Source organism: Vibrio ostreicida, assembly GCF_013074385.2.
In the GTDB taxonomy this organism is placed as follows: domain Bacteria; phylum Pseudomonadota; class Gammaproteobacteria; order Enterobacterales; family Vibrionaceae; genus Vibrio; species Vibrio ostreicida.
In genome coordinates this window covers 520,792-537,426 of the sequence record NZ_JABEYA020000001.1, presented here as the reverse complement: position 1 = coordinate 537,426, position 16,635 = coordinate 520,792, and the positions used below count along the sequence as shown (strand labels likewise).

2 protein-coding genes (1 of these 2 only partly in view) are annotated in these 16,635 nt (G+C 50.3%); both read right to left on the bottom strand.

Features of this window, described 5'->3' with window-relative positions; genetic code table 11:
• Positions 1 to 77: 77 nt before the first annotated feature.
• Positions 78 to 10,625 carry a non-ribosomal peptide synthetase gene (locus tag HLM86_RS02270; RefSeq protein ID WP_170882054.1) on the bottom strand — a complete coding sequence of 3,516 codons (10,548 nt, stop codon included), beginning with the start codon at positions 10,623 to 10,625 and terminating at the stop codon, positions 78 to 80.
• A 92-nt stretch (positions 10,626 to 10,717) separates the two neighbouring features.
• A protein-coding gene (locus HLM86_RS02265) for a non-ribosomal peptide synthase/polyketide synthase (protein ID WP_170882055.1) crosses the window boundary here: on the bottom strand, positions 10,718 to 16,635 show its 3' portion. The gene runs 21,994 nt beyond the window's last position; only the last 5,918 of its 27,912 coding nucleotides appear in the window; its start codon lies beyond the right edge, outside the window; it ends in the stop codon at positions 10,718 to 10,720.

The following is a 16,635-nucleotide window of genomic DNA, read 5'->3' as shown; positions in this document are numbered from 1 at the left end:
AGTGACGATTCTCTTTTCAAAAACGTTGGCCCTGACTGAAAGTCAGGACCGCACGGGGGTTAAAATGACGATTTGTCTTACTCATTAATTTGCTTGAGCACCGCTGACGCTATGTCATTGACATGAGGGCGTTTCAGCATCGAGTTATGCTCCCCAGAGACCGATTGCGCTGTAATCGTGTGCGAACACCAAGCTTGATACTGCGCATGAACACGATCTAGGAAAGGCCGCAGCTCATCACAATACAACAACGAAACAGGCCCATTGAACTTTCCTCGAGGGCAGTAACCTGTGTTCATTGATGACTGACGTTGGTACACAGACCAGACCTGCTCTAATGACAGCCCTTGAGCAGAACCGAGCCCCATCGCCTGTAACTTTTGAGTCACGTCATGGGTGGCTTGTGCCAAATCAAACGCCTCACTATCAGGCATTTCCGGGACTGGTATACCCAGCCAATCGCATAAACCTGCCACAAAGGTCGATTTCATCTCTTGTTCCGTGTGAGGCGTCTCATCAGCGGGTAGCGCTTCATTGGTCAAAATAACATCCAAAAGGAACAAGCGCACATCCCACCCTAACGCTTCCAATTGCCTTGCAACCTCATAAGCCACTCGGCCACCAAATGAGTGTCCCATCAGCCAGAGGGGGCCTTTAACAACATCCGTTTGGATGTCTTCAACGTAGCCTGTCACCATAGCGTCAAAATCATCGGCCTCATCTCGGCTATCCCACATGCCTGGAGCATCGTACGCAATCACATTAACCTCGCCCGTCAGTGCCTGCGCCAACGCTGAAAATCCTATCGACATTCCCCCCAGTCCGGGGAAACAGTACAAAGCGCGCTGCGCCCCTTCGCTAAAGGTCACCCGGCCTATCCTTTCTTGGCTATTGAGCGTCGAGTGCGCCAATGCTTCGATTCTTTGAGCCTGCTGGGCCAGTGTTGGCGCAGCAAAAACATCTTTCACCGCTAGCTTCACCTTCATGAGCTGTTCGACCTGATTCACTAGGCTGACTATCAGTAGAGACTGTCCGCCAACATCGAAAAAGTTCGCCTCGCGACTGATCGAGGTACGGTGACCTAATAATCCTTGCCAAATCTCAGCCAATTGCCGTTCTGTGTCACTTTCTGGCTCGACAAAGTCTTCGCTCGTCAAAGCCCAACTCGGTTCAGGCAGGGCTTTACGATCGACCTTGCCATTAGGGGTTAATGGCAAATCAGATAAGACTTCAATCGCACAAGGAAGCATATAAGCGGGCAAGCGTGATTGAAGATCCTGATGCATTTGGGCGATAACCTTTGCTCGATCCTCTTTTGTTCCCGCACAAGACAACACCACATAACTCACAAGTGATGGCGAGTGAGTGACACCATGAGAGTGAACGCAGGTCACCGCTTCGCTGACCCGAGCATCTTGCAACAACGCGGTTTCGATATCACCTAACTCAATACGAAAACCACGAATCTTGACCTGATTATCGAGACGCCCCATGTAAGCCAGTGCATTGGGTCCAAGCCAGCGCACCTGATCACCTGTTTTGTAAAGACGAGTGTGCGGCTCACCAAATGGATTGGCCACAAAGGCTCCCTCAGTCAAATCAGGTCGATTGAGGTAGTGTCGAGCTAAGCCTTTACCACCGATATAAAGTTCACCGGGCACGCCTTCAGCAACGGGCTCCATCATGGCATTCAGCACATAAAATTGCGTATTATCGATAGGACCACCAATGACCGCGGCCTCATCCGTACGCATCACTTTGCGCACCGCTGACCACACGCTCGTTTCTGTCGGGCCATACATATCCCACAAATTATGTTGGTCGGTGACAATCAATCCCTGTTTGAGAGACGCACTCATCGCTTCACCGCCACACATCATCGTGAGACTTAGTGGAGGCTGCCAGCCGATGTTGAGTAACATCTGCCATGTCGCTGGCGTGGCTTGCATGGCTGATATCTTATGCTGGTCAAGCAAGCGCGCGAGCGCGTAAGGGTCTCTGACTTGATCAGAATCTGCCATCACAATATGAGCACCGGTGATCAGTGGCAGAAACAACTCCAAAGTATGAATATCAAACGACATCGACGTCACCGCCAACAACGCATCTTGAGCCTGCAAACCCGGTTGCTTTTGCATGGAGAGCAAAAAGTTGACGAGTGCCCCATGCTCAATAGCAATGCCCTTGGGTTTTCCGGTCGAGCCAGAGGTATAAATGACGTAGGCCAATTCATCCTCTTTACGAGGTTCAAGAACACCTTGCGCTGGACCCGAGGCCAATAACGCTTCAAGGCACCGTACTTTATTCTCATCGGGCAGTTGATCCTGAAGCGCAGAACGGGTCAGCACCAGATGGGGCTGAGCATCCTCCAAAACATGCCCAATTCGTTCACTGGGGTAATTCGGGTCAAGCGGAACATATGCCCCTCCTGATTTGCCGATAGCCAGCATAGCCACCAACATATCCACCGAACGCGATAGGTAAATGCCCACCAAGCATTGATCTTTGACACCATGCTGACGCAAGCCATAAGCGAGCATCGTGGCTTTTTTATTCAGTTCGGAGTATGACAGAGACTGTTCACCGCACGTCACCGCAGGCCGGTCAGGGGTTAACCGTGCTTGGGCTTCAAACATAGAGAGAAAGTTGGCGGGGCTCGCACATTCTTGCTCTGTCTGGTTGTAGTCGATCAGCAAACGTTGCCGTTGGTCTTGGTTCAACATCGGCACACTCATCACTGGCTTATCGGGCGCTTCAAGCATGCCTTCAACCAAGAGAACAAAGGCCTGAGACATGCGCTCTATAGTCGTAGTATCAAAGAGATCTTGGCAAAACTCCCAACCCAAAATAACCTTACCGTTTTCTTCTGCGGCATGAAGCGTTAAGTCAAATTTGGCCGTTCTTTGCTGATGGTTACTCAGATCAACGCTCGAAAATTGAGGCGTGTGATCCGACTCAGCCAGTGCCGTCTGACCAGCCATAGACAACATCACCTGAAACAAAGGATGGTGGCTTAAGCTGCGCTCTGGCTGCAACACATCAACCAGTTGTTCAAACGGGACTTGCTGATGTTGATAAGCATCCAGCGCCGCGGTTTTACATTGCTCAAGCAGCTGCTTAAAGCTTGGTGCTTCACTCAAATCGCAACGTAAGATCAAGGTATTAGCGAAAAAACCGATGACATTGGCGATTTCGGCCTGATCACGATTGGCGACTGGCGTTCCAATCACAATATCTTCCTCACCACTCCACCGACTCAACAAGACGGACAGAGCTGCATGCAATCCCATAAACAGCGTTGCATTATGCTCACGGCATAGCGATTTCAATCTCTGTGATGCAGGTTCCGACAATTGAGCTGAAACTAAGCCTCCGCGGTAAGATTGGACAAGCGGACGCGGTCTGTCTAGGGGCAACGAATGAACCTGAGGGAGCCCCGCCAACTGCCGCTTCCAGTAAGCAATTTTCCGCGTCAAAAAGGGACCTTGCAGCCACTGCGTCTGCCAAATAGCATAATCACCATATTGGATCTCGAGAGGAAGCAACGCGTGTGGTTGACCTAATAACCGCGCCTGATAGGCGGACGTCAGCTCTTGGCTAAAAATGTCCAAAGACCAACCATCGACCACGATATGATGGAACGTGAATACCATCAAGCTTTCCTGATCAGACACATGTATTACATGCGCTCGCATCATCTTATCGTTTTCAAGATCGAAGGGTTGGTTCGCTTCTTGATCGGCCACCCAAGCGATTCGCTTACGCCGAGTTGCCTGATCTTCGCCACTGACATCCGTGGCCGTGATATCCCAAGTTGCTGGCATTGGGTCGATGGTTTGCCAACCTTTACCTTCGTGTTGAACAAAACGAGTACGCAAAATTTCGTGCCGTTCAACCACTGCCATCAAAGCAAAGGTCATCGCATTGAGATCGATACGCTCCTTTGCACTCAAGCTTAAAGAGAGGTTGTAATGAGCACTCCTGCCTTCCATTTTGTCGATAAACCATAATCGCTGCTGTGTATGAGACAAGGGCAGCAATCCACTACGTTGCGTCGCTTTCACAACCGCATCTCCGGTCGTTTCCGCGTCTTCAATACTCAAAGCCAGTGCCGACAGTGTCGGTGCATTGAACAAATCTTTTATCGTTAACGCCACTTCAAACGATTGGCGAATCAGACTGACCAATTGAATCGCTTTTAAGGACTGACCACCGATATCAAAGAAATTCGACGCTCTACCGATGCACTCTTCCTCCAGTGACAATACATTGCTCCACAAGGGAACCAAGGCTTTTTCAATTTCTGACGACGGCGCCTGATACGCTTCCTTGCGTTGAGACAGCATGGGCGCGGGCAAAGCGCGACGATTCACTTTGCCATTCGCGGTCAGCGGTAACGCCTCTAGAATCACGAGGGCAGAGGGCAGCATGTGTGATGGTAATACGGCCCCAATTGACGACATAACCTTGTGTTTTAGACCAGTCACCGCAGTTTCAGGCACAGGTTCATTGAGAACCAAGTAACTGACCAACTGGCGGTCCAAACGGGTCTGCCCATCAACATCGATGGTGATCGATTCAGCAATCTCCTTTTGCGCGAGAAGCTGAGCATCAATTTCACCTAACTCCACTCTAAAGCCACGAATTTTTATCTGGTGATCTAATCGACCTAGATACTCAACCTCACCGTTTTCCAACCAACGAGCTAGATCACCGGTTTTATACAGACGATGCTCAGGTTGATCGCTGAACGGATCTGGAATAAATCTTTCCTTAGTCAATTCGGGGCGGTTCAGGTAGCCACGCGCTACGCCAGTTCCCCCAATATAAAGCTCACCTGCCACCCCAAGAGGCGCAATTTGACGTTCATCATTAAGAATATACAGCTGAATGTTATTAATCGGCTTGCCGATAGGCACCGACTGATATTCACGATGAGCCAGACAAGCATGCCAAGACACATCGATAGCCGCTTCCGTTGGACCATAAAGGTTGTGCAAGCCAGCTGAGTGTGTGGCGGTCCACTGATGCACCAAATTTGCGGGCAGTGCTTCGCCACTGGCAAACACATGCTTGAGACTTGAAGTGCGCGTTTGGTATCGCCCATCTTGTATAAATACCGCCAGCATCGGCGGCACAAAATGCATCGTGGTAATCCCATTAAGCTCAATCGTGTCGAGCAGGTAATCAACATCTTTGTGGCCTTCAGGCTTGGCCACCACCAATTGAGCCCCAACCATTAATGGCCAGAAAAACTCCCACACAGAAACATCAAAACTGAATGGCGTTTTCTGCAACACTTTATCCTCGTGGGACAAACAGAACGCTTGTTGCATCCATTCAATTCGATTGACCGCCGCTTGATGCTCATTCATCACCCCTTTCGGTTGGCCCGTCGACCCGGAGGTGTAGATCACATAAGCCAACTGACGACTGTTTAAACCTTCCACCGAGAGGTTGTTATCTTGCCCGACAGCATTGACCGCATAATCAAAGGTATCTAAACACAAGAGACCTTGTTGTTGGGGTAATTGCTCTGCAAGCTCCGTGGTCGTCAGAACGATTTGAGGAGCAGCATCGGCGATCATCACCTCCAGCCGAGCCGACGGGTAATCAGGGTCTAAGGGCACATAGGCCGCCCCCGCTTTAAGCGTCGCCAACAAAGCCACGACCATATCAAGAGAACGGTAACTGCATAGGCCAACTAAACTGTCACGACCCACTCCAGATTCGACCAGCTTTCTCGCCAACACATTCGCTCGTCGATTGAGCCCATCATAGCTCAGTGTGGTGCCTTCAAAGTGCACCGCGGGGGCATTTGGCGTTTTGGCAACCTGCTTCTCTATTAGCTCGTGCAAACAATCCGTGTCCGAAAACACCTGCTGTGTTTGATTAAATTCTCTCACTAGCCGCTGTTCCATCTCGGTGGTGACCAGAGGCAAGCTCATCACACTGCGTTCAGGGTTCGCAACGATTTGCGACAACAATTGCAAGAAACTTTGATTAAGGTGCTCAATAGACGCGGGCGTAAAAATAGCACTTGCGTATTCCCAGCCTAACGTCATCACCTCTCCTTCATGCACCACGTGCAATGTTAGATCGAACTTGGCAGAACGGCGGTTCTGATCGCTGTCCATCGCTTCAAATGGCAAGGTATTGTCGCCGTCTCGCGAGCGGTCTTCAGCTAACGTCAACATGATTTGGAATAGCGGTGAATGAGCCAAACTCCGTTCTGGCTGCAACAAATCAACCAACTGTTCAAAGGGGACCTGTTGGTGCTCATAAGCGCCCAAAGCTCGGTCTTTACACTGAGCCAACAAGGCAAGGAAATGGGGCGATTCACTCAGGTCGCAACGCAATACCAAGGTATTGGCGAAAAAACCAATGGTATTGGCCACATCTGGACTTTCTCGGTTTGCCACCGGTGTACCAATGGCAATATCATGAGCGCCGCTGAATCGTGCAATCAAGGTTGCGAGCAGTGCGTGCACCGCCATAAACGGTGTCACCGATGCGCGCTGGCAAAGCGCTTTAAGTGCCCGCACTTGATGGCTGGGTATTGCGGACTCAATAACCCCGCCCGAATAACGTTGACTTTTAGGACGAGGGTAGTCGAGTGGCAGACCATGAACAACGGGCAACCCCTCAAGCTCATCTTGCCAATACTTAAGATGGCGCTGCTGCAATTGCGCATCCCTATGATGGTGCTGCCAGTCGGCATAATCTCCATATTGTCGCTTCAATGGTGCTAGTGGGTTGGCCTTTCCTTGTTCAAAAGCACAATACAAGGAAGAGAATTCATTCATCAGAATATCAAGTGACCAACCATCCGCGGCGATATGGTGAAGAGTGAGTAGCATCACATGGTGTGTCTGGGTGAGCGTTATCACTTGTGCACGCAGCATCAGATCTTGGCCAAGATCAAACGGCTTCTCAGACTGATTATCACGAGCTTGCCTCAGAGAGTGGGCTTGCTCAGACTCAGATTGCTGACTGAGATCCAACACCTCGATGGGGAAACGCTCTACCTCGGATTGAACCTGTTGTACGGCTTGTCCACCCTCAACCATGCTGTAGCAGGTGCGAAGTATCTCATGACGGTTAACCAAGGCAGCCAATGTCTTGGACATGATGCGGTCACTGATTGCCCCACGCCATTCAAACGCCAATGGCATATTGTAATGACAACTCCCCCCTTCAAGTTGGTCGATGAACCACAACCTTTGTTGCATGTGTGTCAAGGGTAGAGGCTTCGCTCGGTTGACACGTTGTGATGGTAAATCGAGGGCATCGCTCGTGACGCGACCCTGTGCAAGTTGGTCGTCCACTAAACCGGCGAGTGCGGATAAATCTGGCGTGGCAAAGATATCTTTCATCGAGACTTCAGCGCCCAACGACTCACGAATCAAGCTCAATAGTTGAATGGCTTTTAAGGATTGCCCGCCTATTTCGAAGAAGTGAGCGTGACGACTAATCGACGCTTCAGCGACGTTCAGTACGGACGACCATAATCCCGTCAGGGTCTTTTCCGTCGGCGTTTTAGGGGCCTGATAATGACTCTGGCTGACCTCAGAATCCGGTTGTGGAAGGGCTTTTCGATCAATTTTCCCATTCGGTGTGAGGGGAAAAGACGCCATCACAACAATGAAAGAGGGGACCATATAATGAGGAAGCCGTGCCTTAACATGAGTATACAGTGTCGCTGACAACGCTGAGTTTGAGGGCAAAGAGACCTCGGAGGACTCATTGGCAATGACGTAACTGATCAGCTGAGCATCTTCGCCTGATTGCCTAACTAAACTCAACACTTGCCTTACTGAAGAATGGGTTTGTAGCGCAGCATCGACCGCGCCCAATTCGACCCTAAACCCTCGAATTTTGACCTGATGGTCCAGTCTCCCTAGATACTCCAACTCTCCATTTCGACCACGACGAACACGATCCCCAGTGCGATACATCCGCTCACCGGGAGCAAATGGATTGGCCACAAACGCCAATGCCGTCAAATCCTCACGGTACAAATAACCACGAGCCAAGCCTTCACCGGCGATAAACAATTCACCTGGCACACCATCTGGCACCAACTGGCCGTGGGCATTAAGCACATAGAATTGGGTATTGGCGATGGGGTTACCCAACGTAATCGGGCCTTCGTGAGTGAGCGCTTTGGCCGATGACCAAACCGTTGTTTCAGTGGGCCCATACACGTTCCAAAGTTGATGCTGATCAGAGGACAACAAGCGAGTTTTGAGATCATTTGGCATCGCCTCTCCCCCACAGATCATTCGCAGTTCGGAGTCAGCCTGCCAATGTTCACTGAGTAACATCTGCCATGTCGAAGGCGTGGCCTGCATAATCGTGATTCTGTGTTTGTCGAGCAGTTCCGCTAACCCAGCGGGGTTGGTCGAATCTGCCGATGACGCCAAGACAAGATGCGCGCCACTCAGCAAGGGTAAATACAGTTCCAATACATGGATATCGAATGAAATTGACGTCACCGCCAGCAAACGATCGTGTGATGCAATCCCCGGCTCTCGCGCCATCGATGACAAGAAGTTCACCACTGAGCGATTTTCTACCGCAATCCCCTTAGGTTCTCCAGTAGAGCCAGAGGTATAAATCACGTAGGCAAGATCATGGCTACTCGCATGACGTCTTTTCGGGTTTTCTTGCCCCGCCGCTAATACAGCGTTGTCGACTTCATCAGCAATCAACACACAGGGTGTGCTTTCCGGCAAGTCAGATCGCCTTTGCTGGGTTGTCACCACCACCTGAGGTTGACTATGACGCAACATGCCTTCAATCCTATCGGCAGGATAGGTCGGGTCCAAAGGAACATACGCACCACCAGATTTGAGCACAGCCAGCAAGGCCACCAACATCGATAACGATCGTTCAAGATAAACACCAACCAGAGCGTCTTCAGCGACACCTTGTTGTTGCAGCTGCGCAGCAAGATAGTTAGCACGCTGGTTTAGCTCACGATAGCTAAGAGTGCGATCGCCAAACGTCACAGCAGGCGCATCGGGTGTCGCGACGACCTGATCTTCAAACAAGGACGCGACACTCTTGTCCGATGGGTAGCTCTGCTGCGTCTGATTGCCCGATGCCAGCGCTCGCTGTTGTTCTTCAGTGCTGAGCATCGGCGTCGAATACACGGCCTGATCAAGTGATTGCGCCATGGCTTCAATTAAATAACCAAAGCTATCCGCCATACGTTGAATCGTTGTCGCATCAAACAAATCGGTACTGAATTCCCAATCCAGAATCAACTCACCCTGTTGCTCTTCCACATTAAGCGACAAATCGAATTTGGCCTGATTTGCCGTCACGTTGACATCAGAGAAGGTCAAACCATCCATCGACAGCTCCGCTTGCTGGTTATTTTGCACTGCCAACATGATTTGAAACAAAGGATGGTAACTCAAATCGCGACTCGGATTGAGCTTCTCTACAATGTGCTCAAAAGGTGTCTGCTGATGCGCAAATGCTTGTAAGGCAACTCGCTTACTTTCACAAAGCAAGTCGGCAAAACTCATGTCATCCGAGATAGACTGACGCAGCACCAACATGTTGACAAAAAAGCCCACTAACCCAGCCACCTCAACCTGATCACGATTGGCGGCGGTTGTCCCAATCACTATGTCACTTTCGCCACTGTATCGGGCGATCAAGGTGCTGAGCACGCCGTACACACCCATAAACAAGGTTGCCTCATTCTCAGCGCAGCGTGCTTTAAAAGCTTGAGTCACAGCAGCGCCAATACACGTTTGAATATGTTGGCCCTGATAAGAAGGCATCGCCGGACGCGGTCGGTCAAGGGGGAGAGAATGTAGCGCAGGTAGACCGTGGAGATGATCGTGCCAATGATCGAGCTGACGGGCCAAATGCTCGCCACTCAGAGCATCGCGCTGCCAAGTCGCATAATCCACATATTGAAGCGCAAGAGGGGGTAACGGCTGCGAAAGTTGGCCAATATGTTGCTGGTAACAGTGGTTGAGTTCTTCGGTCAGCACTCCCATCGACCAACCGTCCGCGGCGATATGATGAACAACAATAAGCAGGACTGAATGTTCTGGGTTAATCACCCATAAATGCCCACGGATCAGGGTATCTCTAGCCAGATCAAAACAGTACTGGGCACACTGATCCACCTGAGGTTGCAGGTTCGCGATCACTTGGTCGATGCTTTGCTTATCACTGACAACATAGCGGGCGTCCGATTGCTCCGAGATAGGCTTAATCTCAAAGCACAAATCGACAGGTAAGGGCTTTACTTGCTGCGTTGCCGTCTCTTTTTGTCCAACGAAAACAGTACGTAAAACACTGTGGCGGGCAACAATATCATAAAACGCTTGTTTTAAAGCATCGACAGACAGGCCACCTTTGATGTGCAATGCCGTTGGTATATTGTAATGCGGACTGCCCCCTTCCAATTGATCAAGCAGCCAAAGACGCTGCTGAGCAAATGAGAGTGGGGCTTGTGTTCTTATGGTTTTGTTCGCCGTGATCACCGCGCCACGAGAGCTCGCCTGTTTTTGTTTCTTTTGTGCCAACAATTTCTCGACCAAAGCGCGCTTTTCTGGCGACAAGTTATCGAGTTTATTCTTGATTGAATTGGCCATAGGTTTTTCTCATTCCATTGTTTGTTTATGGAGAATGGGCTCTGCTGATGCAGAGCCTTCTCTTTTGATTCCTAAATCATCAGGAAAAAAGGTTAATCTTGAGGTTCACTATCGAGTATGTTCTCTAAGCCTTCGATGTCGTCATCCTCCAACCCCAGCAGGGATAGGTCCAGATTGTCCATATCGAGATCTTCAACTTGACTGAGGATGTCCTCTAGTAACTGGGCTTCGACCAAGTCTTTTTCTTTGTCAATCTGAGCAGCCATCTGAGCAATGGTTGGGTGACTGAACAGCACATCAATCGCTAATTGAACCTCAAATTGATTTGAGATCATCGCGTTAAGGCGCATCATCAGCAGGGAATTACCGCCTGAAGCCAAGAAGCTCACATCGGTACTCACCGGCTCTGTTAACTGCAACAATGACTGCCAAACCTGACTGAGCGCAATTTCAGTTTCGGTTTCCGGAGACACTAAGGTGTGCGTTTGTCGTCGAGCTGGCTCAGGAAGCGCACGTCGGTCGACTTTACCGTTCGCCGTCAGAGGGAATGCCGTCAACAACTCGATATGATCAGGCTGCATATAATCAGGTAGCGACTGTTTCATCACACCAAACAATTGCTGTTGCAACTCAATGCTCGGGGATGGTGTGACCACATAAGCGATCAGCTGTTTGTCACTGATGCCACCAAGATCACGGCTTTTTGCCATAACAAGTGCGTTATTGACCCTCTCATCACGCAACAATTGCGATTCAATCTCACCCAGTTCAATCCGATACCCTCGAACTTTTACCTGCTCATCGGCTCGTCCGACGAACAGTAACGTCCCGTCTTGCTGCCAGCGAACCAAATCTCCGGTGCGATACAGACGCTGAGAATCCTCCGTCGAGTCCGTAAATGGAGAGGAAACAAACCGCTCTTGTGTCATCACTTCCTGATTCAGGTAACCTAAGGCCAACCCTTCCCCTCCGGTGTATAGCTCTCCAACATGGCCAATGGGCACTGGGCTCATATGACGGTCCAGAACATACACCGACGTATTCGATATTGGCTGCCCTATCGGCAACGGTTTATCGGCGGGCCAGTTTCTCGGCACACTAAAACACGTGGTAAACGTCGTATTTTCCGTGGGGCCGTAACCATTAATGACCGTGACCTTGGGCTGCTGCTGATAGAAGGTATGTACTGACTGAGGATTAACGATATCCCCGCCTGTCATTACATGAGCCAAGCTAGGCAGAGCCTGCTCATTAACCGCCACAAACTGGTCAAATAGGCCCGAAGTCAACCACATACTGTTGACTGAATAGCGATCAATCACCTTACCTAAGGTCTGAGCATCCACCAAAGCGTCTGGGTAGAGCACCACTTGCCCGCCGTTGAGTAAAGGCCCCCATATTTCTAGCGTGGCGGCATCAAACGTCACCGCAGCGCACTGCAACATCACCGTATGTTGAGACAGAGGCAGTGCTGTGTTGTTTTTCACCAGTCGAATCACGCCGCGCTGTGTGACCTTGACCCCCTTCGGCTGCCCAGTGGAACCCGATGTGTACATCACATACGCCAGCGATTGGTCTGGGTCGATAGAGGGAACAGGCAGATTATCGCTGCGCTGTTGAGACAAGGCTTGCTGCAGTATCGCACTGTCAATAACCACCGTTTGATGGCCACTATCCGGTAACTGTGACGCCAACTTGTGGGTGGTGAGAACCATAGCCGTCGCCGTATCCTCCAACACATGGCGAAGCCTAGACTGCGGTGAATGCGGATCAAGCGGAACGTATACGCCAGACGCTTTGATGATCGCCAGCAATGCGACGATCATCTCCATCCCGGAATCTAAACAAACCCCAACACATTGCCCCTCACACAAACCCTGCAAGCGCAAATAATGCGCCAGACGGTTGGCCCTCTGGTTTAGGTCCTCATAACTCATTTGTTCCTGACCATGGACCAATGCCAATGCCGCCGGCGTCTGAGCCACATTCTCTTCAAACCACTGAGCAAGTCCAAGTTCACGTGGATACTCCGTTCTGGTTTGATTCCATTGGACCAATGTGGTCTGTGATTCTTGCTCAGTCAGGTGAGTAAGATGACGAATAGCCTGCTTAGAATCCTCCAACATTCTGGTCAGTAAACGCTCGAAATCATTGGCGATACGTTCCATCGTATCCTGATCGACAAACTTAGACTGGAATAGCCACTTGATCTCGATGGTTTGGTCAGGAATAACCACTAAAGTCAGCGGGAAGTTGGTTTGTTCCTCACCATGGGACTCAATCAACCGCGGCATTGCAACTTGACTGTCTTGGCTTACGTTCTGATCCACAGGGTAGTTTTCAACCACAACCAACGTATTAAACAACGCTTCTCCCTGAGGAATGTCACTCCATGCTTGAATGTCTGTTAATGAACTGTGCGCATAGCTGTCGTGATCCTGCTGAGAAGCATGCAATCCTTGTAACCAAGTAGAGAGGGCCACCTCGCCTTTCGCCACCTCAACACACACAGGCAGAGTATTGATGAAGAGCCCAATCATTTGCTCCACGCCCTCAAGCGGTATGTTTCGTCCTGAACGCGTTGACCCAAAGACCACATGCTCGTCACCGCTGTATTGACCTAACAACAACGCCCATGCGCCTTGAATAACGGTATTCAACGTCACTCGGTTATTCTGCGAAAATTGAGTGAGTTTCTCACTCATTGCCTCATCCAGAGGACGATGCAACGAGTGCTCACTGTCGTGTGATGCATTCTCACTCACTGTTTGGCAGAAACTGAGCGACGTTGCTGCATTCACATCACGTAAATACGTTTGCCAGTACACCTTAGCTTGCTGCTGTGACTGGTTTTGCAACCAACCAACATAATCGCGATAGGGCTTAACAGCTGGCAGTGAGGCGTGACCCAAGTACAGGTTCATGACTTCATCAAACACAAGCGGTAGACACCAACCATCAAGTAATGCGTGATGATTTGTCCACACAAAACGACTGCGTTGGTCGGACTCAAGAATCACCACACAACGCATTAAAGGCGCAGCCTCTATCGCCAATGGCGCCAGACGCTGTTCTATGAGGAGTGGCGCCAATGCATCAGAACGCTCGTCTTGACCCTTTTGCCTCCAGTCGAGTTCCTGCCATAGCAAATCAGCCTCTTCAACCACAACCTGCAACAGCTCACCCGACGCACTTTGTGTAAACCCAGTTCGAAAAATATCGTGGCGTGCGACAACTTGCTCCCAAGCGGCCTTAAAACGTGCACTGTCGAGTTTTTCAAACACCATTTGCATTTGGCACATGTACACGCCTTTGCCATCCGCCATTTCACTATGAAGTAACATGCCTTGTTGCATTGGCGTACTTGGATAAACGTCAACCAATGTCGGGTAACGAGTATCAAGCTCCGTCACCTCGTCCAACGACAGACTGGCCAATGGGAAGTCAGATGGCGTATGTCCACCATCCTGTGTCACGCAATGCTCAATCACCTTTTCAAGGCAGGCTTGATAGGTTGCCAAAAGATCCGGCGTCTGAGGGAATCGCTGCGTGTCATAGTTAAAGGTAAATTCAAGCACACCATCGACCACCAACCCAGTGACTTCGATGCCATGGGTACGCTGTCGTAACGGGCTGACTTCATCACCAAGCTGACTAAAGGCCGTCTGTTCGTCATCACCACTGAATTGACCAAGATAATTAAACAGCAAATCAGAGGAATGCTGCGTGGCCGCGATATCCTTGTCTTCTATCAGGTAACGCAACACGCCAAAGCCCATCCCTTTATTCGGAATCGATCGGTACTGCTCTTTGACGCTTTTGATCAAGTCTCCGATATCCGAAAGTGTGTCACTGTGCAACACCACCGGATATAAGTTAGTGAACCAACCGACGGTTTGGCTTAAGTCGATAGCCTTCGGCAAACCTTTCACCACAGACACCACATCCACTTCACGACCATGACCTTCAAGATCAACACGGAGCTTATCTTGGCCTGACACCTGACAATAGCTGTCCAGCAACGCACACAACAGCAACTCGTTAATCTGGGTGTGATAACACTGGCTAGAGTCAGACAGTAATTGCTGAGTGCGCAAGGCATCAAAGCGAAGCGTGAGCGTTTCTCTTGCCCCCGTTCCCACCGCCGCAGCCCAAGAATCAACTTGATCATTGACGACAGATAACCAATAGGCTTTCTCGCCTAGCAATACCTCTGACTGGCCATAGGCTTCCAGCCATTGTCCCCATTGCTGATAACTATGCGTTTTATTTGGCAAAGATATCGCGCTTCCATTGGCGTGTTGCTCAACCGCTGTTTGCCAGTCTTGCACAAGGATTCGCCACGATACACCATCAACAATCAAGTGGTGCATGACCCACAACAACTGATCTGGCTGGCCCTCTGGCAACTGGCACCAAACCCAGCGACAAAGACTGCCCGACCCAGTTTGATCGAGTGACAAGCTGGCTTGTGCCTGATTGGCTACTTGAGCGATATGCGCGCTGAGATCATGCGCTCCGATAGCACGGCAGTCTTCTACCCAAAGTGACTTATCGAATGCCATGTCAGCGTTCTGAGTTTGCACAGGCAAATACTGTGCAGACCACGTACCCGATTGATTTTGGCCAAAACTCATTCTCATCACATCATGACGTTGGTAAAGCTGCGCAAATAATTCCGCCAAGAATGCCGCACCTAACCCTTCAGACAAAGTAAACCACTGAGCCTGATTAAAATGATGTTGCTGAGTATCGTCACCACAGAAGAAGTAGTGCTGAATAGGTAAAAACGCCTGCGAGCCTGACACAGCAGCTTGCTCTATCGGGTTCTCAACCTCACTGACCTGTGGGGCGAGTTGTTTAATGGTTTGATACTCAAACAACTGACGGGTCGTCAACTGATACCCTGCGGCTCTGAGTTGTGAGACCACCTGCATCGATAAGATAGAATCTCCACCCAAACTAAAGAAGTTGTCAGTGACCCCGACCTCTTCCAGTCCCAATACAGCTCTCCACACAGAGCATAAGGCCATTTCTACCTCATTATCTGCCGCTTGGAAAACCGTCCCTGTCAGGGAATAACTGGGCTCAGGAAGACGTTGACGTTCAATTTTTCCATTGGCGCTGAGGGGCATCTTGTCCAATTTAACCAGAGCCGACGGCAACATATAACCGGGTAACTGGTGTTTGATCGCTTCTCTCAAATCGTCAGAATCGATCGAGTCTGCCCGTGACTGATCGTGAGCAGCACACCAGTAGGCAACCAGCCGCTTCTCGTTGGACTGATCTTCTCTAACCATGACAAAAGCATCTTGGACGAACGACTGGCTAAGGATCACCGACGTCACTTCACCTAGTTCAACTCTAAAACCTCTGAGCTTAACCTGATGGTCTACACGACCTTGAAACTCTAAATGGCCATCGGTATTCCATTTCACCTTGTCACCAGAGCGGTACAAAATTTCATCCGCCTTAAATGGGCTGGCAATAAATCGTTCAGCCGTGAGCGCTTCCCTAAATAGGTAGCCTCTTGCTGTTCCCGTCCCCCCGATATACAGCTCTCCAGTGACCCCTGTGGGAACCAGTTGCTGCTGCGCATCAAGTACGTAAACGGTTTTGCCCGGTATCGCATTACCCATATGAAGTTGCTGGCAATCGGGTTCTATGCGCCCAAGCGTCGCACACACAGTTGATTCCGATGGACCATAGCCATTGTATAAGCATCGTCCAGCGGCCCACTGTTTGGCCAGCGGTAATGGGCAGTCATCACCAGCGAGCACCAAATGTTGTACTCCATGCCACGCCTTTGCATCCAGAGCCGGTAAAATCGCTGGTGGCAACGTAACATGAGTGATGGCTCGCTGGTTGACCGTCTCCGTCAAACGTTCCGCTGAATGGACAACATCTTGCGGGATCAACACCAATGTTGCACCTGCACACAAAGCGCCAGACCATTCGAATACCGCACCGTCAAAGCTAAACGACGCGAACTGCAGCACGCGACTGCTGG